Source organism: Pseudomonas sp. 14P5.3.2, assembly GCF_057799175.1.
Window position 1 is genome coordinate 14,335 of the sequence record NZ_JBYOKU010000031.1, and the last position, 18,219, is coordinate 32,553.

The following is an 18,219-nucleotide window of genomic DNA, read 5'->3' on the forward strand; positions in this document are numbered from 1 at the left end:
GAGAGCGGCCTGAAGGTCGCCGGCAGCGATGCCGTTCGTTGCATCGGCGGCGACTTGAACCGTCGCTGCGGACGGCTTTGCGGTCCGCAGAGATCGGGGCAAGCCCTTACCAGTTTTTTGGTTAGCCATCGGCATTTACTCCTGAATGGGGCGGCGAGCCGCCCCTATGGATTAAGGCGCCGGAACACCGGTGACCAAGAACGCGATCGGGATGTGCTTACGCTCCATCACACGGTTCCAGTTCGTCGCCAGCGCCAGATCCTGCCACGAGGCAGAGCGTGGCGTGGTTTCGGTGCCGTTGCCGGTAATGGTCGCAGACAGGAAGCTGTAGCCCAGTGGGTGCAGGAGCCAGGTCTTGCGGCTCCACAGGACTTCCACGCCGCCGCCGTTACCGCGAGATTCCTGGCGCTCGTAGGCTGTCGGGTGCTCTGGATTGCCTTCGCCGTAACCGATCGCGCCTTGGCCAAAGATCACGTTGATGAACTTGCGCGAGCTGCCGGTGCCGATGACGGTCATCTGATCGTCGATCACAAGGCGGTAACCTTGATAGGTCGCGATCTGAGTGTTGTTGTCAGCGTCGCGGATGAAGTCGATCAACTGCTTCTTGCGCATGTCGCCATACACGAAGCTGTGCATCGCCATCACGCCGAGAACCTGACCGCTGTCGCTCATCAGCGCGTCACCCATGGTCTGGGTTGCGTCGATGAATGCACCAGCATCGAAGCCGCCAGATGCGGACACGTCGATCACCATGTCATTCTGAGTGTGCGATGCGTCGGTCGCACCGATGTTGTCGTTGTAGATGCCCAGCGAAGTCGCCAGCAGGCGGCGCTGAGCCTGGCGCTGCCAGAAGTTATCCAGGCGCGCCGCAACGGATTGCAACGGGTTCTTGCTGGTCAGCTCGACGGTCAGGTCAGCTTGTCCGAAGCCTTCGTTGAGGTACGCAACACGAGCCATCATGTCGCCGGTTTCAATGTTGCGTGGCTCTGCAACGTCGGCGTAGACATCGTTCGAGTAGTTCGGCTCTACCGAGGCATCGATCGCCTTCCAGTAGGGAATGTTCGCGATGTTCGACGGGCCGCGGGCGATCTCGGACGCGTAAGGGGTCGGAGTCAGAATGCCGGACTGGAAGAACGCGGTTTTTTCTACCGGGTCCTGAGTCAGGTACGAAGTCAGCACCGGGATATTACCGGTGATGATGTTGCCGATGGTGGTGATTGGCATGGGGCCTTATTCCTTTGATTTTGCCTGTTGAACCATTTGGTTAAACAAGGTCGGATTTTCGTTGGAGAGCTGGATGCGCTCGGCATCGCTCATTTCGTGCAACTGCTTGGTGGCCCCGCCACCACTACCCCCGGTAGCCCCGCCACCGTTCGCTTTCGTTCCGCGCACCAGTGATGCGTAGCGCGGCGCTTGCTGGAATTCTTTCGCCAGATCCTCAAGGCTGGCGATGGTCAGGTTGCCGGCGGCATCCGTGACCTTGACCTGCCCGTCAACGATCTTCAGGCGGCGCTGGACGAACTCGGCCAGGATCTCGGCGTTCTCGCCGTCGGCGATGCTGCTGGAAACCTTCGAGGCTGCCGACGTCAGGTCGCGGCGCTCGATGCTGGCGGTCAGCTCGGCCAAGCGCGTACGCTCGGCGGACAGGGCCTGCTCGCTGCTGGCATACAGCTGCTCGAAGTCGCCCCGAGCCTTGGCGGCGTCCAGTTCCTTCTGGGCGAGCTTTTCGTCCGCCTCGCGCTTCAGGCGCTTGGCTTCCTTGGCCTCGTCCAGCAGCGTCTGGTTCTGGCGCTTCAGGCCTTCCAGATCCTCGCCGCCGGTGGGCAAGCCCTCAACGGTCAGGACGAAGTCATCGCCCATCGCCTTGTAGAGCGCCTGCATGGCTGCATTGAGCGCTTCGTATTCCGCCTTGCTGATCTTGTACTTCATGTCATCCCCCGGATGATTTGCCGTTGGCTCAGCCGCAGGCATAAAAAAACCGGCTCAAGGCCGGTCGTTTGTGTGGTTCGTTGTCAGAGTCCCGCTCGCTCGAAGGCCAGCGGCTCAAGGTCTTTCAGTTGCTTGAGGGTCAGCGTCTTGCCGTTGTCATCCACGAACTTCTCCAGTGTCAGTTCGCCCTTTGTGAACAGTGCGTACCGGTTCGGGCCTAGGATGTCGCGCTGGAAGGCAGCAGGCTGACGCGAGAGCCACTCCTGATAACTTGTCTTGCTGGATATCAGCGCGACGCCATCAGGGCCGATTGAGGGCCTGGTAGAACCCGGGATCTCGCGGGCAAACTCATCTTTCAGAACCGGCAGCGCGCCCGATCTGCAATTCCAGTGGCCGGGCGGCTTGGGGTCGTCCCATCCGTAGATGTGCTGATCCCTCGCCTGACACATGGCGCTGGTCTTGCTGTCGAGCGTGGAAATCCAGCGCCAGCCCTGCAGGATGTCGTCGTTAGCCTTGAGCGTCTCCATGCGCGCCGTGCTGGCGACATGGTTGGTCATGGTGCGAACGAGCGACGAGGCCTGATCCTGATGCAACTGGTGGATGCTGGTCAGGCGCCGACCGATCTGCTGGCTGGTCTCGCCCAGGCTGGAACCGATCTGAATCTCGCCGATGATCTCGGCTGCCTTCTTGGTACCGAACTGGTCGAGCGCACCGCTGATGCTGATGCGCTGGGCGCCCTTGCGAGCCTCCAGCAACATCGGGTCAGCCAGTGCAGCGGCGCTCACCATCTCAGCCGAAGGCACATTGAACTGCACAACGGCCTTGATGACCTTGCCCAGCATCTTGCCGTTGAACTCGGCCTCGTAGACCGCGAACTCGCCAAGGTCGAGCTGCGCCCTGCCCTTCATATCGTCGTAGATGCCCCGCAGATCGCCTTGGAGCGTTTCTATCTGCGAGGTGTACCGACGCGTGCCGTAGGCGCTGAGGCCTGCCGAAACGCGAGCCTTTGCCGTGTTGATGGCCTTGCTGATGAATGACGCCACCCGCTTCAGGTTGCCACCGGCGTATCGCTGGACGTAGACCTGGTGCCGAGTGGTGGCATCCGTCAGATAGCCCTCGCTACTCATCATTCACCCCGGGTGGCTGGTTGGCTGGTGGCGAATCTGGTTCGCTGCCCACCACAGGCGCTTCTTCCTCTCGATCCGCGTCGATGTCCTCATCTGCGCGGTCAGACTCCAGCACCCCAGCCTGGCGCAGGTTGGTGCGTAGGTCCTTCTTGGCTATGATGCCCTGCTGCCAGAGCTGCATCTGAGCGAGGATCGCTTGCGCGTCCATGGCCTCGTCGAAGAACTCCTGGTTGAGCCAGAAGACTGTGCCAGCTTCGTCGACCGCCTCCATCATGAACCGCTGCGCGTCGAACAGAGACAGCCGCACCGCCTCGGAGACGTTGCCAGCGATCGTGCCCAGCACCGAGTTATCCGAGCTGTAGCGGATGCGAACAGCCTCTGCTGTCTCGGCGCCACCTCCCTGCTGGACGATGCGCGCGCCGATCATCAGCATCTGATCTTCCTTGTCCTTCATCAGCTCGCGGGCCAGCTGCGTTTCCTTGGCCTGCAGCATGACGGCAGAGCCTTGCTTGCCGAGGTTGTGCCCACGACGCGAACCAATGTGCATCCCGTTCGGGTTCAGCTTGATGAATTCGTCGGGCTGAATGTCCGTGGTAATGAACAGCGTCGGCTGCGAACTAATGAAGCCTGCCTCTTCCACCGTGGCGCTGTTGCCGTAGTGAAGGATGTTCACCTCGGCTAAGTCTTCCAGCGGTGCCTTGTCGATGCTGGCGTCATTGTTCTGGGAGCCGAAAAAGTGGAACGGGATGTGATCGAAGGCCTTGCCCGTCTTGTCGGTCGGGTTCGTTTCGACTCCGTCCGGCGCATCTTCCGAGTAAACGCGCTGCACGTACTTCCCGTCGATCAGCATCAGCGCGCGGTATTGATCCTTGGCAGTGAACTCGAACCCGTCATCCGTAGCTTCGTTGATCTTTTCGTGCAGCACCACCAGCGTCAGCCGGCGCACGCCGTCGATCACGTCTTCCCGCCAATTGACGATGCTCTCGGCCGGGTAAAAGTGGACGTAGGCACGCGCTTTCGCCGCCTGCGCGACAGTGAGCGAAGTCTGTCCCTCTGGCAGTTCGACCTTCGGGAAGTCAGTCAGTAGACCGCCGCGGCCGGTGTCGAGGCACTCGCCAGTAGCTTCCTTGCACAACTGCTCAAGGCTTGAGCCGTCACCGCTGACGTTCTCCAGCAGGTACTCGACTGCCGAGGGCAGCTTGATCTCTGCCGTCTTGCGGAACACCGCGCCAAGCAGCCCGGTGCGCGTGCGGCCGGTGACGTTGAGGAACATTGCCCGCTTCTTGAGTTGCTGATACCGCGCGACGTTCTCGGGCGACTGATTCAGCGGGTCAGGCATGGGCAGATATTCGTCGTACTTGCGAACCTCTCGCGGCCCGGCTACGCAACGCTTGACCAGCTGCCAGCCGGGCAAGGCATCGCTGTACTCCTGCCTGATGGCGCTGTAGTTGGGCATATTGGCCTCAGAAAGTGAAGGTGACAGGAATGTGGGTCATCGGCTTGATGATCGGGTAGTCGTGGTGGATGAAGTAACCGCCGGCATCGTTCGCGTGGTCGACGCCTGACTTCTTGTCGGGCTCGCCATTCGGCGCCCATACCTGCTGCTCCAAGCCGTCCGCATATGTTGGGCAACGCAGCGGGTTGACCAAGTAGCGCCGCTCGCCATTGGCGTTGCAGAACATCGCGTTCATGGCGTTGATGCGGTCTTTCACCGGTGGGTTCGCATCTGGTGCGATGACGCTGAATCCCGCTTGGCGCAGGATGGCGATATCTGTCTCGCTGGCATTCACCGACTTTCGAGAGCCACCCGAGGCATCCGGATAGATCCGGATCTCGCACGTTTTCTCGTAGTCCTTGCCGTTGTAGCGCCAGTAGCGCTCCTTGATGCGCCGGATCATGTCCGGGGTGTCGAAGCCGTCGATCAGTTCGTCGACTGCCCGAGGCTTCCCGTCTGCGCGCTTGACGTGTGTGATCGCCGCCATCTTGCCGACGTTGAAGTCCATGCCGATGAAGAGTGGCTCGCCGGGCTCAACCGCGTCGAAACAGCCATTCAGATTTCTGTCGTACGCGTGATAGATCGATCCGGCATTCAGGTTGACGAACTGCCCGTTGAGGTAGGCCAGGATCAGCTGCGGCGGGTACGACTCCATCAAGGATGGGATGTAATCGGGTGGCAGGTTCAACTCGTTGTCGAACGTGCTGGCCTGTACCAGCCCATACATGCCTTGCAGCGAGGGCTTCTCGCGCAACTGCTTCACGAACTGCTGGTAGACGAACTTGAAGCCTTCCGGCGTCGTGGTCACGTCTACGCCGTTCTTGAGCCCGAGCTCGTTGTAACGCATCCGGGCAATGATCTTGCGCCAGGCGTGCTCGGCCTTGAGCGCAGGCAGAACATCGAGCTCGTCGACCAGGGCGTGCCCGATCTTGAAACCGACAATGGTCTGCGGCTTCTCCATCGAACGGCAGATGGTCGTGCTGCGATACTGGCCGCCGCTGTAGAACTCGACCTCCTTGTCGCTCTCCTTCGTCTTGACCTTCAGGCCCCAGTCGAATGCCACCTCTTCAATCGTCGGGAAGAAGATGTCGCGGATCTGCGGGTAGGTCGGCGCGAAGTATCCCGAGTTGATCCTCGGCCACTCCCAAACATGCTTGCAGATACCGGCGCAGCCTACCCACGTCTTGCCCGAGCCGAAACCGGCAACGAACCCGCGGAACTTGTTCTCCATCTGGAGGAAGCGCGCCTGCGGGACGTTAAGCGTCGGCATCAGGCTTCCTCGCATCCACCACGTCGACCTGCACTCGCGTGGGCGGTACGTTGTCGTGGGGGTTCTCGTTCTTGGTCTGGCGGTTGACGTAGATGTCGCCAACCTCTTTGGCCGCCTGCTCTAGTAGCTGAGCAGTGAGGGCCATGTTCTTCATGCTCTCGGCCTTCTCAGCCATCCGCCCCAATGCGCGAAGCCGATAAGCTCTATGGGCGATCGGGATGTCCGCAGTCTCGGCAGTGAATCGCTCTCGACAGGCATGGAACATGTCCGCCCAGCGCGGTGCCAGACCACGTCCTGCGTACTTCGTTGGGTCATGTCCCTCGCAGGTCTGGCGACTTACCTCTATGCCGAATTCTTTCTTGACGGCCTCCACCACCTGAGAAGGTGTATCGAAGCAGGCCAGAGCCTGAACAATGAAGGCTTTGACCTCGCTTCGTAGTGCTGCCATATGAATTTCATCCGTCAGGACCTGTCAGGAATCAGGCCGACTTGAGCAGACAGGTTCCGCAGGCTCTCGAAATGTTCAATTTCCCCACCTCAGCAGGATTGTTTGCAGCGTCCACCAGCTCTTGAACTTGAGGGCTCGCCCCATAGCGACGCACCACACCGACGAACTCTTCAACGTCGTGTCCGCGCATCTCAAGCTTGGGCAATCCTTCCTGGGTGAACTTGGGTGCGCCGTACTGATCGGTCGTTTGGGCTATGTGATACAGCTCGTGCTCCACCAGGGCACAGAAGTCAGCATCGGAACAGTCAGCGCAGTAATCGGCTGCCAGGGTGATGATGTAGGCCGGCACGTCACCGAACCAATCACGCATTTGCTGCTCCATACGCGCCTTCTGCCAACCACCAGCGCGGAACGCGACCTGCTCGGCCTGGCCCACCACCGTGCGTCCCTTCTTCGTAAACGCAGAAGACGCCCACATCACACGAATGTCCGCATCGATCAGATGGGCGTGCTCTTCGTTGTGGATGCTTCCGGTGTCGGCAAGGATCTCGGCTTGGAGCCACTCCCACACCTCAGGCGCAGGGATCAGGCGGATACCGAAGCTGGACAGGTCTGACAACTCAAGCAGTGACGCTGGAGGGTATGGCCGATCCATGAGTCACCTTGAGCTTGAAATGATGGCTGGATGCCGGTATTGGTGCTGTTCCAACACTCACGGAGCAGAGATATGAAGTTCAAAGTGAAGGCGTACTACAACCATCAGAAGCACCGCGCCCTGGCCATCCCTATCGATAAGACACTGGACGACCTTTCGGATGACACCAGGCGCTGGATCGGACCGGAAGTCACAGAAGACACCAAGGAACTGGACACATCAGAACGGTTGATTGGCTTCGACCCTCAAACTGTCTGGGACGACTTCCAAACAAAGGGCTATTCGGTATTTGAAATCACTGCAACAGTGACGATCGCCAGCAAGTAAATGACGTGTCGCGACACAATTTGCTGATTAGCGAAACGTGTCGCGACTTACTGACTTACCCGATCCACCGCTTCGAGCGCCTTGTCCGCCGCCTGCGTGGCAGTGGTTGCAGCCTTCGAAGCCTTCTCGGCAGCAGTCCCAGTCTTCCGGGTCAATTCGTCCAGGCGCTGGTCCCGCTCATTCATGGCGGTGGCGTATGCGCTGCGGATCTCCTCGACCTGCTTCGCCTGCTTCTCGGCAAGCGACCAGTAGCAGGCCTGATATCCCAGCACCGTGCCGCCGGCGACCAGCACAATGGCGATCGCCCAAACTTCTGCCCGGCGCCACCAGCGGCGAGCAATGAATTCCATCGCGCATCTGTCCATCACACAGCACCTCCGAGCTTGTTCCGCAGGCGGGTGATCTCGTCGCTCTGCAGGGTCACTCGCTCCGTGAGCTGGGCGACCTGACTGGTCAGCGCTTCAATCTTCCCTTCCATGCGGCCAACCGAAGCGGCCAGGTCGTTGCGCTCTTTGGCGAACTGATCGGCACGGGCCTCCGCTTCCTTCCGGGCAGTGCGCTCCGAATCGAGCAGTTCATTGAGGCGGCGGACGGTGCCGATATCGGCGTTGTCCATCGCCCGGTCAGCGGCATCCTTCGAGAGGAATTTCCGCAACCACAGCAGCCCGCCGAGTATCACCGTGGCACTACCGCCCAGCCAGGTAGCTGTGCCTGGGCCGAGGTCAGTAGGATCCATCGTCGCTCCATGAATAATTGGCCCCGCTGCACTCCCAGCTCGGAGCAATGGGTGTGGGGAGCCGAAAACGAAAAAGGCCCCTGCAAGTGCAGAGGCCCTGAATAGGTGCGCTCGTCTTTCCGAGCTGTCTGCCAAAGCCCATCACAGCGTCGACGCCCCATTGCATCGATCTCGCTGATCCAGTCTCGCGCCACCCCGAAAGCAAGTTTGAGGTCAGGGTGCGCGGGCTGCCGGCGTTGATTCCGTACGTCGCACTATCCGGCTATCGACGTCCAGCCCTTCCCGAGGGCTGTCCTGGCTACAGGTAAATTCGAGGCAATAAAAAACCCGGCGCGGTGGCCGGGTTTCGTTTGTCACTCCTCGATACGCGCAGGAATGACAGGATGGGATTAATTTCGCTCATCCGCTCACTGATGTCAACAGGCAATCACGCAGCCTGTTCAATCAGCAAACCTTCCGCCTCCAGAATGTCGGCAGCGTGCGCCAGAGCCTCGTCGACCAAGACGTCAGCAGCCTTGCCGATATCCTGCCGCCACCGGCGTCGAGTCGACTCCGGGGTGCCATCGTTGTCCCAGGTGTTCATGTCGTAGAAGCTGTCCTTCAGCACGATCATGTCGGCCGATCGGGATTCGTCTTTCTTCGCCTTGGCCTGGCCTGCCGCCAGAGCCGCCTTCACCACTGCTTCGCGACGCCACTCCGGTGCATCGAGCGGGATCTCGACGGATACGGACGTGGCCACCTTCGGCCGCGCCCCCTTCAGCTGCGGGATAGCCCAGGCAGTGGTCGCCTTGAACAGGAACAGCTTCGGGGCCGGGGTGTTGATGAGGGTCTGCAACGCCGAGATCGCTTGCACCTTGCGTCCCTTGTGGGTGCTGTACTTCGCCACAAGCGCGTCCCAGTGCTTTTTCTCTAGCGCACTATGCAGCCGGGCAGACACCCAGCAGTCCACTTGCGTGCGGTCGATTGTGTCGGCGCCACGGGAACGGACCAGTGTCGCCATATCGCCGCCCTCCTCCTCGTCGGCAGAGTTGTACAGCTTCTGCCATGCCTGTTTGCTGGTGTTGTCGATGGCCTCAGCCGCGAGGGCGGAGACAACTGCGTTCAGAACGCCTGGATAGATCATGCTACAGCCCTCTTCAGTTCGCGGGTCTTGGCTCGGTATTCGGCCTTGATGGTTTTGATTTCTTCGACGGTGTACTTGCGGGGCTGATGAGGCCCTTCAAGCCACTCGACTTTTTCCGCGCCGATCAGCTCCAGGAGCGAAAGCCGGTAATTCACCAGGTTCCCCGACAGGTGCGTATTGCACGGCGCGCATTGCTTCCAAACATTGAGCGGGTCAAATCGCAGCTCGGGGTTCGCTCCCACAGAGCGGTAGTGCCCAGCGTGGTATTGGCCTTCGTGGTAGCGGCCACAGCTCACGCATGGGCGATCGTCATCACGCAGCCGTATCCACTCATTGAACGCTGCTTGAGCTTCGCGCAGGTGGTCAGCCCTGGTCTTCAGTTTCTCTTTGCGGACCTTGATCTCACGGCGATCACGCTGGGCGATCGCCTTCTTTACCTTCTGTTCATTCCGGGGCGCGTCCTTCAGCGCGCAGGCTGGGCTGCACACGGCCTGCCCCAATCGCGCGGGGACGAATGAGGCCCTGCACGTTGGCACGCGGCATTTCTTGGCACGGGGCGGTTTTCGCTCGATCGTCATGCAGCCTCCTGGCTCAGCAGATCATCGAAGTAAACGCCCTGCGGTGCGAAGCGCGCGACAATCCGGTCGGTGTACGCCACGCCCTGAGCGCGATTGAACAGACTGGTCACCGGGAACCCGTCAGGGCCGAAGAGCTTGCACTCCCCCATCAGGGCGAGCTTCGCCTCGTATGGCAGGTGCCGCATCACCCGATACCACTCAGCCTGAAAACCGGCATCCTCGTTCAGAAGGATCTGCACGCCGATGTGCAACTTGCAGTAGCAGCGAGCGTCGGCCGCGTCGCCGATCTGTGTCATCTCGGAGATGCGTTTGTACATCGCGAACCAGAGACGGTTCTGGTCGAGCGTGCGGTCCTTTCCGGGGCGCAGCGACACAACGACGAACTTCTTGTCGCGGAACATGGCACTGAGCCGAGTTATAGCCTCGGAGAGCTTGGCCTGGCAGTTGACGCTGATCTTGTCAGTCATTGAACACCTCCATCCCTCTCAACAGGTGGCGGTCATGCCAGACGAGACCGTGCGCCTTGCAGCAGATCGCACGGCGCCGCACCTCACGATCCCCTTTGTTGCGGAAAACCTCCCAGGTCACGTACCACGACTCAAGCGTCGAAAGAGCAACTTGGGTAAGCCACAACCGTTTTTGCCCTGTCATAGCTGCACCGCCTTGCCCGCGGAGGCGGCGTCGATGAATTCGTGAAGCTTCGCTATTCCTTCGCGAGCACCAGGCCTGTAGGCGTCGTAGAGCTCATCGCGAATACGCCCGCCAGGACCGTTGGCGTCGAATGCATGCCCTCCGGCCCAGCGATCCATGCACGCACTCGCCTTGGCGCAGGTGGAACGCAGCGCCTCGTTCTCTTTGATCAGTCGATTGCGGACGGTGCAGGCTGTTGCATATGCCTCTTCGAATGCGGCAAGTCGTTCGTTCTCGGCCAGCAGTTCCAGCGCCACCTCCTCCACGGTCTTCTCCCCGAGGAATTCCTGCAGCGCCTCGGTGTTGCGCTTCCACTCAGCGCAATTGGCCTTCCAGGCGGCAACCTCGCTCCACAGCAGGGACTGGAGTTTCTGTTTGTCGATGCTCATGTCAAAAGCCCTCCTTGCCGCGCTGAGACTCCCACTCGAACGGGAGAACGATCACGCCGCCCTCACGCAAGCGATCCACGCAGCGATCACCGATGGCTTCCGGGAGCGCCTTGGCGCTTAAGTTTGAAACGATGATCGTCGGTCGCATCTCCTCGTAACGACCGTTGATGATTGCGAACAGGGTCGTCAGCTCGAAGTCGCTCGGCTTCTCCTTGCTCACGCCAATCTCGTCCAGGATGAGCAGCGAGGGACTGATCAGGCTCGACAGGATCTGACTTTCAGTCTGTTCGGTGGCGCGGTCGTACGAAGCACGGATCGACTGCAGCACGGCGCCGATGGTGCGGTACACCGCCGTGGCAGATGACTTGGCCATGATCTCGTTGGCGATCGCCACGGAAAGGTGCGTTTTTCCAGTGCCAGGCTTGCCAAGCAGTAACAGGCAGCGCCCCGTGGCAGCGATCTGCGGAAACTCGGCGGCATAGCGGCGGCACGTGTTGAGCGCCTTGCGCTGCTCCGTGGTGGTCGCGATGTATCCGTCGAGCGTCTTGCTGGCGAAACGCTTTGGGATCAGCGCGGCGCCGAGCTTCCGCTCCATGGCCATGCGCAGCTCCATCGCCTTGTTCGCCAGCTCAGCGGCCTCGGTCTTCTCGCGAGCGAGACGCCCGCACTCAGGGCAACCACTCTTCAGCTCCTTGCCCAACAGTGCAAATATCTTCTGGTCGTAGGCGCCATGGGTTTCGCACTCGGCCGGCTGGATCCGGGTTCCCGGCGGCAGTTCTTGGGTCGATTGGACTGGCTCAGAGCGCATAGCTGCCGTCCTCCCGCTGGATCAGGCCGGCCTGGTAGTCGCGTTCAGCGAAGCCGGTGTGACGGGATTGCGGGAACGGGTGCACGTTGCTGGCACGCTTCTCCGGGAAGATCCCGGTCCAGCCGTTGGAGATCGAAGTGGCGAGCACCTGATCCGGCGCGGCGTGACCCAGCAAAGCCTTGGCCTGCTGCTCGCAGCTCTTGGCAGTCAGTGGCTTGCGGATTTCCTTGCGGTGCTGGCACCAATCGGCCCAGGCCTTCTCGGACACGTTTTCAGGCTTTGCAGTGAGCGGATCGAACTTGCCAGCCTTCGCTGGTGCGCCAGCACCTTGCTTTTTATGTTCTGTATCTGGTTCTGTTTCTGTATCTGGTGGCGTTACTGAAACGTTACGCTCCCGTTTCTTCTTCTCACGATACGCTGCAACCCTTGGTGTGCTTGAGTCGGAGACGTATTGACGCTTGTTCCACGCGAGCGGAACAGCATCGTCATCGATGAGATTTTTTTCTATGAATGCAGCTTTGGTGGACGCCCATTCGTCTTCGGAGATTCGCAGCTGAAACGCTACTTGATCATCCTGTAACGTTTCATCGCCGTTACTGCATTTGATGCAGAGCAGCATCAGATATCGGCGCTGATAAGCTTCCGACATCATCTGGACTTTGGGGTCAGTGGCAAACTCTGAGTAGAGCCGGAACCATGGATTTGCCATCAGTTCGTCCTCCATTCTTCCGGGAGTTTCTTGCCCTTCTGCCTGTTGCACGGTGCGCACAGAGCCTGAAGATTCGATTGTTCGCATGAGCCACCTCGTGCAACAGGAATGATGTGGTCGATTACCAGCTCATCGGGGGATCCACACGCGGCGCACTCTCCAACGGAAAGAACCTCGGCCCTGACCTTGGCGCCGAGACTTTTCCGAGTGGCGCACGGCGCGCTGAACCCCTTCAAAACCAGCGAACCATTGAGCGTTTCCAGCCATCCAGCCTCAACGAGCTTTTCGCCAAGGCCGCTCACGCGGGTCACTTGATCGATCATCCCGACGGTGCCGGGTACCTTTCCGTAATGGCCGTGGGTTTCAAACCACGCAGCTGTTTTGAAAAGAGCGATCAGCGTCTCGCCTTCGCTGAGATTTAGTTGGGAGCAAAGGACGGCAAAGTCCGGCTTGTGCAGAAGATCTGCGTTCAACTTCAACCAGGTGGCCATTACGCGGCCCTCAGTGCTTTATCGTGCGTGAACAGCCTGTTCCAGTTCTTCTTCATGGGCAGCTCTCCGGCCAGGTACAGGTCGTAGAGGCGCGCGGCGCCCTTCTTCAGCAGGACTGGCGTGAAAGAAACGAACGGCTCGCGGCCGTGGGGAGTGACTTCGTGCTGATGCTCGGTCATGTACTTGTCGCGGGCGTAGGACGCCACACGGAAGCGCAGGCCAGATTTGCTCTCGTTGTAGAGCCAGTTCCGGCCCTCGAGGAATTTGCCCACCTGCATGACGTTGACCCCATTGAGGCCCTTGCAGAATTGGGTGTGGGTCATCCCTTCCTTGAAGAGGTTTTCCATGGAGTGGATTTTCGAGGCTTGGGCTTCGACTTGGATCGACAGCTGAAGCCGCTGCTGCTCTGCCGCAAAAGCGAGCTGGATAAGATCCATGCGGGACAGTTCGCGCGGCTGAGAAAGGGCATTGATCTTGGAGACGACCGAGCGGCGAACTGCTTTCGATTCCCGCATCGAGATCAGAAGGCACTGATCCTTGGTCAGCATCAACGCCTCAGAGGCTGGGCCGCGCTGATTCCTTACTACGAAAGTTTCGTAGTATTCGCCGTCCAGCTCGTCGCGGCAGCGCGCTGTGAAATCATTGCGACGAACTTCGCTTTCACCGAATTCCTTGCGCGCCGCGTTGACCAGGTCGAGCAAGTCGAAGCTGCTCATTTTTTCACGCGACACGTTTTCACTGTTACCAAATTGTGTCGCGACACTGGTCGGGGTATTGATCGTTTGGATTGATTGGTGCATGATTTGCTCCACAAGCGTTTTAAGAGAGCCGGGTCACTACCCCGGCTTTTTTTCGTCTCGAATTTGGCAGAGGCCCTCTGGATTACCCTTAAGAGTCCCTGCCAGAGGCCCTTTTTGGGGTCACCACCAACTGGAGGATTTTTGCCTTCCTCCGCCCTACTGCTGAAGTTGCTCCCTCAGCTACAGCCCCTTCCACGATCTGGTTGAGGCTTTCACCCAAGGTCAAACCGTTGGCCTCCATAAGCGCCAACACCTGTCGTCGAGCCTCCGGCGACAGCCTGTCGATGTCGAAATGCATTTAGGCCTCCATAGGCCCTTCAGCCCGCGATATCTTCTTGTTTGTCCTGCATCAGTTCCTCGATCACGCCATTGGCCACAGCCCACTCGATGATTTCGTAGAGGTAGGTGGCGTGCTGCATACGGGTTTTGGTCGCGGCCTTACGCAGAATCCGATCAAGCACTGGTTCGAATCGAACCTTCACCGGGATGGCGCGCTTTTGATTGGGGTCCATGTACATGCTTCGATGCTCCTGGCTGTTGAAATTGGTTATGCAGCTGTTTGCTTGGTCGAGCTGGCAGGGTCGTCGTGGCGGCTCGCAGTGAGCTTCCCGGCGGACTCCTTCTCCAACACGCATTGCATTGGGTAGGAGAAGCCACCGGCAGATCGGCACTGCGAGACGCGGCTACGGGTGACGCGCAGGGCTTCACCGATCGCGCCGGGCGAGCCGAAGAATTGCAGGGCTTGGTCATAGGTCATTTAAGGTTTCTCCACTTCACTGCGAGCGAGTTTAGAAATGTTAACAGCAAAGTGCAAGTTATCTAAACAGATGCTTGTTTAGAATCCTAAATATGAATTTCAGCGAACGATTGAAGAGTCGAATGGAGGCCAAGGGCCTACGAGCGACTGACATAAGCGAAATGACTGGCGTCTCTCGGACGACTGTCTCTTTCTGGCTGGCTGGCACGAATGGGGCGAAGGGCAAGAATCTGCTCGCCCTGGCCAAAGCCTTGGATTGTTCGCCGGACTGGCTGTCAGATGGTGCTGGATCGCCGGATGCGCACAGGTCGATACCGCTCGGCACTATTGAAACGTGGGATGACGAGACCCCCCTCGGCGATGACGAGGTATATGTCCCCTTCCTGCAAGAGGTCGAACTTGCTGCGGGCTCTGGGCGGTCTGTGATTGAGGAAAGCGATACCGCGAGACTGCGGTTCTTCAAGAAGGATCTGCGCAACAATGGCGTTCAGTTCAATAACGCCAAGTGCGTGATGGTTAGCGGAAACAGCATGATCCCGGTGTTGCGCGACGGCGCCACGGTCGGCGTGAACATGGGGAAAAACACCCTGCGGGACGTGGTCGACGGCGAAATGTACGCAATCAATCACAATGGACAGCTGCGTGTGAAGCAGCTCTACCGAATCCCGACCGGTCTTAGGCTTCGCAGCTTCAATCGCGACGAGCATCCGGACGAGGATTACACCTTCGATCAGATCCAAGAGCAGCAGATCGTCATTATTGGCCACGTTTTCTGGTGGGCGATGTACTCACGCGGTTCGAACTGACGTAACCCCACCTCTCCCAAGGCCCGCCAATCGGCGGGCTTTTTTGTGCCCGAAAATCAACCTCCCTAAACTTTTGTTAAGTTTTCTAAAAATAGGCCTTGACCAATCTTGTTAAGTTTTCTAAATTTGCCTCAACGCCAAAGCAGGAAGGCGCCAGGGCCTCAAGAGACCCGCCGCTCTTTAACAACCAGCGCAATAACCAAACAACAGACCGCATTGCCTCTACCGGCGACCGGCGAACAGACAGGCCCGAAAGCCTGCCCACGACAGGAAAAACCTGTACGGCTGATCGATGGTGAAACGCCTTAACCGTGTGAGTAACCCGGCAAGCAATGCGCCCCGCCTTCCCCGGCGGTAATTGGGAGGAATCGAGCTTCGCCCACCGGTTACCGGCGGCGCGGTGAGTGACCAGACATTCGATTCAAGCCGATGACGGCCGCCAGTAGCGGGTCACGGCGGAAAGTTTCACTGATGCACCTGGTGACGGGTGCATTGGGAAAACAACCGGAGGGTATTCAAATGCGCAATCACAACCAGCTCCGCGCCGAAGGCGAAACAATGGCGCAATTCAAGTCTCGCAGGGCTCGCGGCGTGGCAACCAACATCATGGGCTTCATGGCTGAGTGCCGAGAAGCCGCTGGTTGGGCCCCGGCCAAGGCCGAGATGATCCAGTGGTTCCATCAGCACCGCGCCCGCCTGCATCTGCGCCTGGAGTTGGCTACTCGACTTCCATGACGATTTCACTGGCTGGCCTTGGCGACAGGGACAGATGGGAAGTCGAAACGATCAAAGAGATACGTCGTTAGCGTGTGAATTTAGGGAAGAGTAGCCACGGCTGTGGTGAACCCGAAGCCAAAGGTAACCGGTGCTCTGACCCCAACGGGAAAACATCGCTCTGCCAGAGAGATTTCACACGGACAGGTTCGGTCTCTTTGTTCGTTTCGGCCCAAATGGCCGAGAGGTGTGGATCATGAAAGACCAGTTCCCGGACGAACCGGAAGAAGAGAACACCGCATTGCAGGAGTGGGAGGACGAGATGGAGGCCGAAGCCTGCGAGCGGGAAGCAACCCAAATGCGAAGGGCTGAAGAGAATTTCGGCTACTGAACAACCAGTGCCACGACAGCCTGTCGTTAACTGCCCGATCCTCTCTATGAGAGCGCATCGGGGTGTGATCTGTGACGAAGCATCTAAGCGCGGCGACGTGGTTGCAAATCGGCGGCTTGCTACTGCCGAAGATGAGACGGAACCGCCAGATCACACCCCGATGCGGACGAAACTGCGGCCTATAACCGCCCACCTGCATCAAGTCCCGTAGAGCCCAGTAGCACAGGGACTCAAAACCCTGGGCCACGGCCAGCAGAGGCTGGCGCCGGAGACGTAACCGGCATTCCCTCCCCCCCCCCCGACACCACCCGAATGCACTCCCCTCCGCGCCCAACGGCAACCAGCGGAGCGAACGAGTGCATCCGAGCTTTGTTGGATCAACCACTGAGGAAACCAGCATGTGTAATTGCGCAACCGAAGTTGAGGCAGCAGCAAAAGAAAAGATTCGCTCTCAGCTGCCCGAGGGCTGGCGGGATTTCTCTGTAGAGCTGCAGGGCTTTGCCTGGATCTTGAGCGGCGACGTCAGCATAAAGAACAAGCTGAACCTGCACATTGAATACGAGGTGCCTAAGAAGAAAGGCGACGGGTTCCAGCGCAAGAAGCAGGACATGTCGATGCTCGGCAGCTACTGCATGTTCTGCGGCGAGAAGTACGACAAGGACGAGCCGGCAGCTGCCGCCTAACCCCAAACACTGGAGGTCGCCATGGGCGAATGGATCAGCGTCAACGACGACCGCAGGCCTGAGCATCGCTGCGATCTGCTGGTTTCCGTGAAGTACATCCGTCGCCATGAAAACGAAGACGGGTCCCCGAACGACGAAGAAGGAGCTGAAGTGGCAATGGGCGAATACGTGCCTGTTTGCAACAGCCGCGACCTCTCCTACTTCGACAGCTACAGCTCCCCGCACGGGGATGACTGGTGGATCACCCACTGGCAGCCACTCCCTGCCCCGCCAACCGAATAACGCCGATCTGGAGGCAACCATGAACGCAGCACTGAAACTCTGTCAGGCCAACTTCGACGCTCAGTTGCCTCCGGCGGTGAGCGAGTCGGACGAAGATCGGGAATGGCTGGAAAGCGCCGCTGAACAGTTGGTGTGTGGCTCTGACGTGGAATGGAAGCGCCGCTTCGGCCCGGTGCAGAAGGTGACCACGGCGCAGTATGCGGAACACCTTCAGCGCCACCTGAACCAGCGGCAGATCGACGGGCTCGATGACCTCGACTCGTTCGCCAACCTGGTGCTGGCCGTCGTCGTTGGCAGCCCAGCCGAGGCGCTGACACACGCCAAGCACCTGTTGGGCAGTAACAGCCCGGTCACGCAGCTTGAAGCGATCGCCGCCAACTTCTTGCACCCACACGCCGCCGATGCAGTTGCTGCTGAGCGCGAAGCGGCCGAGGACGATGTGGACAGCGACCTATGAGCGCTCACATCGCCATCGATAAGGCTCTGGAGGCTGCTGAACACGCCGGAGCCCGCCAGATCGACGAAATCCTGGCCGAGGGTCTGATCATCCAGCACTTCACGGCCAACGCCATCACCGCAGAAGAATTCAAACACTACAGCGCCCGCCTGCTGAAGATCAGTCGGCAGCGCAAGGAGCTGGCAGCATGACCACGCCACCGGTAAAAAGCCTGATCGACGAACTGGTCGAGGACATTGACCGAAAGCTTCAGGTGCTTGGATTCGTTGCTGTTCCGGAAGAGCTGGCTCCTCGGGAGTTTCCTGTGGCCAGGCTGCCAAAACACTTGGAGTCGTCCCTGCAGGATGGCCGAATCGTGGTGAGGGCTCGGCCATGAAGATCATGTTTTGGGTTCTCGCCGGTGGCCTGCTGATCGTGATGGCCAGCTACAACGTGGCGCGCGATTCCTCAAGCACCTGCCAGCCGCCGCAGTCGACCACCTACAAGGTGTTCCAGTGACCAGCCGCCAGTGGGCGCGGCGCCTGATCATCTGGCGCGGTGCGTTCTCTTCCCTC

General features: G+C 59.4%; 30 protein-coding genes. 10 read left to right on the forward strand and 20 right to left on the reverse strand.

Annotated elements, in window-relative coordinates; genetic code table 11:
* Nucleotides 1-171: 171 nt before the first annotated feature.
* The 7 genes from AC27VU_RS21785 to AC27VU_RS21815 form a co-directional block, all read right to left on the reverse strand.
* On the reverse strand, nucleotides 172-1,224 hold the full coding sequence (locus tag AC27VU_RS21785) for a coat protein (RefSeq protein WP_223007885.1): 1,053 nt from the start codon (nucleotides 1,222-1,224) through the stop codon (nucleotides 172-174).
* A 6-nt stretch (nucleotides 1,225-1,230) separates the two neighbouring features.
* On the reverse strand, nucleotides 1,231-1,929 hold the full coding sequence (locus AC27VU_RS21790; RefSeq protein ID WP_488724890.1) for a hypothetical protein: 699 nt from the start codon (nucleotides 1,927-1,929) through the stop codon (nucleotides 1,231-1,233).
* 83 nt (nucleotides 1,930-2,012) lie between these two features.
* Nucleotides 2,013-3,056, reverse strand: coding sequence for a minor capsid protein (locus AC27VU_RS21795; protein ID WP_488724891.1), 1,044 nt, complete (start codon nucleotides 3,054-3,056; stop codon nucleotides 2,013-2,015).
* Entirely contained in the window at nucleotides 3,049-4,512 is a 1,464-nt protein-coding gene (locus AC27VU_RS21800) for a DUF4055 domain-containing protein (RefSeq protein WP_488724892.1), read from the reverse strand. The genes AC27VU_RS21795 and AC27VU_RS21800 overlap by 8 nt, the downstream gene beginning before the upstream one ends.
* A gap of 7 nt (nucleotides 4,513-4,519) precedes the next feature.
* Nucleotides 4,520-5,821, reverse strand: a complete 1,302-nt coding sequence (locus AC27VU_RS21805; protein ID WP_488724893.1) for a terminase large subunit domain-containing protein — start codon at nucleotides 5,819-5,821, stop codon at nucleotides 4,520-4,522.
* On the reverse strand, nucleotides 5,808-6,269 hold the full coding sequence (locus AC27VU_RS21810; protein ID WP_481395112.1) for a DUF2280 domain-containing protein: 462 nt from the start codon (nucleotides 6,267-6,269) through the stop codon (nucleotides 5,808-5,810). The genes AC27VU_RS21805 and AC27VU_RS21810 overlap by 14 nt, the downstream gene beginning before the upstream one ends.
* A gap of 31 nt (nucleotides 6,270-6,300) precedes the next feature.
* Nucleotides 6,301-6,924: a putative metallopeptidase gene (locus AC27VU_RS21815; protein WP_488724894.1), complete on the reverse strand. Its 624-nt coding sequence runs from the start codon at nucleotides 6,922-6,924 to the stop codon at nucleotides 6,301-6,303.
* A 72-nt stretch (nucleotides 6,925-6,996) separates the two neighbouring features.
* Here AC27VU_RS21815 and AC27VU_RS21820 point away from each other — a divergent pair, with 72 nt between their 5' ends.
* On the forward strand, nucleotides 6,997-7,251 hold the full coding sequence (locus AC27VU_RS21820; RefSeq protein WP_488724895.1) for a hypothetical protein: 255 nt from the start codon (nucleotides 6,997-6,999) through the stop codon (nucleotides 7,249-7,251).
* Between the two features lie 47 nt (nucleotides 7,252-7,298).
* Here the strand turns inward: AC27VU_RS21820 and AC27VU_RS21825 are convergent, their stop codons facing one another.
* From AC27VU_RS21825 to AC27VU_RS21885, 13 genes are all read right to left on the reverse strand, one after another.
* Complete coding sequence (locus tag AC27VU_RS21825) at nucleotides 7,299-7,616, reverse strand: hypothetical protein (RefSeq protein WP_121183970.1); 318 nt, start codon at nucleotides 7,614-7,616, stop codon at nucleotides 7,299-7,301.
* Complete coding sequence (locus AC27VU_RS21830) at nucleotides 7,616-7,987, reverse strand: chemotaxis protein (RefSeq protein WP_121183968.1); 372 nt, start codon at nucleotides 7,985-7,987, stop codon at nucleotides 7,616-7,618. The genes AC27VU_RS21825 and AC27VU_RS21830 overlap by 1 nt, the downstream gene beginning before the upstream one ends.
* 427 nt (nucleotides 7,988-8,414) lie before the next feature.
* On the reverse strand, nucleotides 8,415-9,110 hold the full coding sequence (locus AC27VU_RS21835; RefSeq protein ID WP_488724896.1) for a hypothetical protein: 696 nt from the start codon (nucleotides 9,108-9,110) through the stop codon (nucleotides 8,415-8,417).
* Nucleotides 9,107-9,688 carry a recombination protein NinG gene (locus AC27VU_RS21840; protein WP_488724897.1) on the reverse strand — a complete coding sequence of 194 codons (582 nt, stop codon included), beginning with the start codon at nucleotides 9,686-9,688 and terminating at the stop codon, nucleotides 9,107-9,109. The genes AC27VU_RS21835 and AC27VU_RS21840 overlap by 4 nt, the downstream gene beginning before the upstream one ends.
* A complete protein-coding gene (locus tag AC27VU_RS21845; RefSeq protein ID WP_047297576.1) occupies nucleotides 9,685-10,155 on the reverse strand; it encodes a hypothetical protein in 471 nt (156 codons plus the stop codon). Before AC27VU_RS21845 ends, AC27VU_RS21840 begins: the two co-directional genes overlap by 4 nt.
* Nucleotides 10,156-10,335: 180 nt before the next feature.
* Nucleotides 10,336-10,767: a hypothetical protein gene (locus AC27VU_RS21850; RefSeq protein WP_488724898.1), complete on the reverse strand. Its 432-nt coding sequence runs from the start codon at nucleotides 10,765-10,767 to the stop codon at nucleotides 10,336-10,338.
* Nucleotide 10,768: 1 nt separating this feature from the next.
* Nucleotides 10,769-11,575 carry an ATP-binding protein gene (locus AC27VU_RS21855; RefSeq protein WP_488724899.1) on the reverse strand — a complete coding sequence of 269 codons (807 nt, stop codon included), beginning with the start codon at nucleotides 11,573-11,575 and terminating at the stop codon, nucleotides 10,769-10,771.
* Nucleotides 11,565-12,284 (reverse strand): hypothetical protein, encoded by a 720-nt coding sequence (locus AC27VU_RS21860; protein ID WP_488724900.1) that lies wholly within the window; start codon nucleotides 12,282-12,284, stop codon nucleotides 11,565-11,567. Before AC27VU_RS21860 ends, AC27VU_RS21855 begins: the two co-directional genes overlap by 11 nt.
* Nucleotides 12,284-12,775: an HNH endonuclease gene (locus AC27VU_RS21865; protein ID WP_488724901.1), complete on the reverse strand. Its 492-nt coding sequence runs from the start codon at nucleotides 12,773-12,775 to the stop codon at nucleotides 12,284-12,286. The genes AC27VU_RS21860 and AC27VU_RS21865 overlap by 1 nt, the downstream gene beginning before the upstream one ends.
* Nucleotides 12,775-13,575, reverse strand: coding sequence for a Rha family transcriptional regulator (locus AC27VU_RS21870; RefSeq protein WP_488724902.1), 801 nt, complete (start codon nucleotides 13,573-13,575; stop codon nucleotides 12,775-12,777). The genes AC27VU_RS21865 and AC27VU_RS21870 overlap by 1 nt, the downstream gene beginning before the upstream one ends.
* 88 nt (nucleotides 13,576-13,663) lie before the next feature.
* Nucleotides 13,664-13,873 carry a hypothetical protein gene (locus AC27VU_RS21875; RefSeq protein WP_488724903.1) on the reverse strand — a complete coding sequence of 70 codons (210 nt, stop codon included), beginning with the start codon at nucleotides 13,871-13,873 and terminating at the stop codon, nucleotides 13,664-13,666.
* Nucleotides 13,874-13,892: 19 nt separating this feature from the next.
* The gene (locus tag AC27VU_RS21880; RefSeq protein WP_237143817.1) at nucleotides 13,893-14,087 is read right to left on the reverse strand and encodes a hypothetical protein; all 195 of its coding nucleotides are present in this window, start codon (nucleotides 14,085-14,087) and stop codon (nucleotides 13,893-13,895) included.
* Nucleotides 14,088-14,122: 35 nt separating this feature from the next.
* A complete protein-coding gene (locus AC27VU_RS21885) occupies nucleotides 14,123-14,332 on the reverse strand; it encodes a hypothetical protein (RefSeq protein WP_044463860.1) in 210 nt (69 codons plus the stop codon).
* A 92-nt stretch (nucleotides 14,333-14,424) separates the two neighbouring features.
* Here AC27VU_RS21885 and AC27VU_RS21890 point away from each other — a divergent pair, with 92 nt between their 5' ends.
* The 9 genes from AC27VU_RS21890 (at nucleotide 14,425) to AC27VU_RS21930 (ending at nucleotide 18,163) form a co-directional block, all read left to right on the forward strand.
* Nucleotides 14,425-15,138 (forward strand): XRE family transcriptional regulator, encoded by a 714-nt coding sequence (locus AC27VU_RS21890; RefSeq protein ID WP_488724904.1) that lies wholly within the window; start codon nucleotides 14,425-14,427, stop codon nucleotides 15,136-15,138.
* Nucleotides 15,139-15,609: 471 nt separating this feature from the next.
* Nucleotides 15,610-15,873 carry a hypothetical protein gene (locus AC27VU_RS21895; RefSeq protein ID WP_488724905.1) on the forward strand — a complete coding sequence of 88 codons (264 nt, stop codon included), beginning with the start codon at nucleotides 15,610-15,612 and terminating at the stop codon, nucleotides 15,871-15,873.
* Between the two features lie 235 nt (nucleotides 15,874-16,108).
* Nucleotides 16,109-16,243 (forward strand): hypothetical protein, encoded by a 135-nt coding sequence (locus AC27VU_RS21900; RefSeq protein ID WP_488724906.1) that lies wholly within the window; start codon nucleotides 16,109-16,111, stop codon nucleotides 16,241-16,243.
* A gap of 356 nt (nucleotides 16,244-16,599) precedes the next feature.
* Complete coding sequence (locus AC27VU_RS21905; protein ID WP_488724907.1) at nucleotides 16,600-16,926, forward strand: hypothetical protein; 327 nt, start codon at nucleotides 16,600-16,602, stop codon at nucleotides 16,924-16,926.
* A 21-nt stretch (nucleotides 16,927-16,947) separates the two neighbouring features.
* On the forward strand, nucleotides 16,948-17,208 hold the full coding sequence (locus AC27VU_RS21910) for a DUF551 domain-containing protein (RefSeq protein ID WP_488724908.1): 261 nt from the start codon (nucleotides 16,948-16,950) through the stop codon (nucleotides 17,206-17,208).
* A 19-nt stretch (nucleotides 17,209-17,227) separates the two neighbouring features.
* On the forward strand, nucleotides 17,228-17,665 hold the full coding sequence (locus tag AC27VU_RS21915; protein WP_488724909.1) for a hypothetical protein: 438 nt from the start codon (nucleotides 17,228-17,230) through the stop codon (nucleotides 17,663-17,665).
* Nucleotides 17,662-17,856: a hypothetical protein gene (locus tag AC27VU_RS21920; RefSeq protein WP_488724910.1), complete on the forward strand. Its 195-nt coding sequence runs from the start codon at nucleotides 17,662-17,664 to the stop codon at nucleotides 17,854-17,856. Before AC27VU_RS21915 ends, AC27VU_RS21920 begins: the two co-directional genes overlap by 4 nt.
* Nucleotides 17,853-18,041: a hypothetical protein gene (locus tag AC27VU_RS21925; RefSeq protein WP_473019752.1), complete on the forward strand. Its 189-nt coding sequence runs from the start codon at nucleotides 17,853-17,855 to the stop codon at nucleotides 18,039-18,041. Before AC27VU_RS21920 ends, AC27VU_RS21925 begins: the two co-directional genes overlap by 4 nt.
* Nucleotides 18,038-18,163 carry a hypothetical protein gene (locus AC27VU_RS21930; RefSeq protein WP_256616944.1) on the forward strand — a complete coding sequence of 42 codons (126 nt, stop codon included), beginning with the start codon at nucleotides 18,038-18,040 and terminating at the stop codon, nucleotides 18,161-18,163. The genes AC27VU_RS21925 and AC27VU_RS21930 overlap by 4 nt, the downstream gene beginning before the upstream one ends.
* Nucleotides 18,164-18,219 lie beyond the last annotated feature (56 nt).